The sequence below is a fragment of the Rodentibacter mrazii genome (genome assembly GCF_001998825.1).
Lineage (GTDB): Bacteria > Pseudomonadota > Gammaproteobacteria > Enterobacterales > Pasteurellaceae > Rodentibacter > Rodentibacter mrazii.
This window is the reverse complement of the sequence record NZ_MLHG01000136.1, coordinates 1-1,035: the sequence shown is the minus strand read 5'-3', so window position 1 is coordinate 1,035 and position 1,035 is coordinate 1. Positions and strand designations below refer to the sequence as shown.

Sequence of the window (1,035 nt, the reverse complement as noted above, 5' to 3'; positions counted from 1 at the left end):
ATATGATCGCCAACAAGATTATCGTATTGATTTACCCGTCCTACCCTTCCATTATAAGAAAACAAAAGAATATCTATTTTTAATCCAACTGTTGGAAAATCTACAAAAAGAAGATATAGCTTGCTATTTCTCCCCGGAAGTAATACGTTTTCTCACTTATGTTCTCATTATGAGTAATGATCTTTACCGTTATGCTGATTGCAGTAAGGAAAACTACAATAACCTCATCAAACAAACCGCTGAAATTCATCAATTTATTTTTAATGAAATCACCGCTATTTTATATGTAGATATTTCAACGGATCACACAGGCTTCAAGGATCTGTTTAAATTACTCATTCCGATTACAATGAAAATTTCACTTGGCATATCGGATGATGTGGATCTTGGTTTTTACAATACAAATATTACTCAATCTAACCCTTTACTACTGAAAGTTGTTGAACGTTTAAACAAGGTATTTAAACAAAAATATTATTATCAATTCTCACAGCGTGAGAATTATTTTATTTTTGATGTACTTTCCGGTATTTTCAATCGTATAAAATTGAATAAGAAAAAACTTAAACTGGCTATTATCTCAATCAATGGCAGATTAAGTACTCAACAAATAAAATTCAATTTGAGAAATTATTTTAGTGATGAGATACTTAAAATTGATACAAAGATGCTCTATGAATTAGACTTAAATAAAAATCTTGATTATGACTATTACTTATGTAATAGCTATGGTAAAAATATGGATATTCCTTATTCTCCTATTTATTATGCTGATGATAATATGAAGGAGAATGAATATGTTAGTTCACTTTCTACTATTTTCTATCATACCTACCAATATGATAAAATCTTACCCAAAATCACACCTAGCCCCATTCCTAAAGAATACAAGCTCAACATATTTCCTATTCAAGAATACTTAGAGAAAGATAAATATTATCTATGTTTAGATATTTTATCTAAAAAACAAAAAATAGGTATTTATTGTAATTTATCTGCAAAAGAAGAAACCCTTGATATTCACTATTTTCACGA

1 pseudogene is annotated in these 1,035 nt (G+C 28.3%); it reads left to right on the top strand.

Features of this window, described 5'->3' with window-relative positions:
* Positions 1-1,035 (top strand): annotated as a pseudogene (locus tag BKK47_RS12545) (HTH domain-containing protein); the annotation flags it as partial.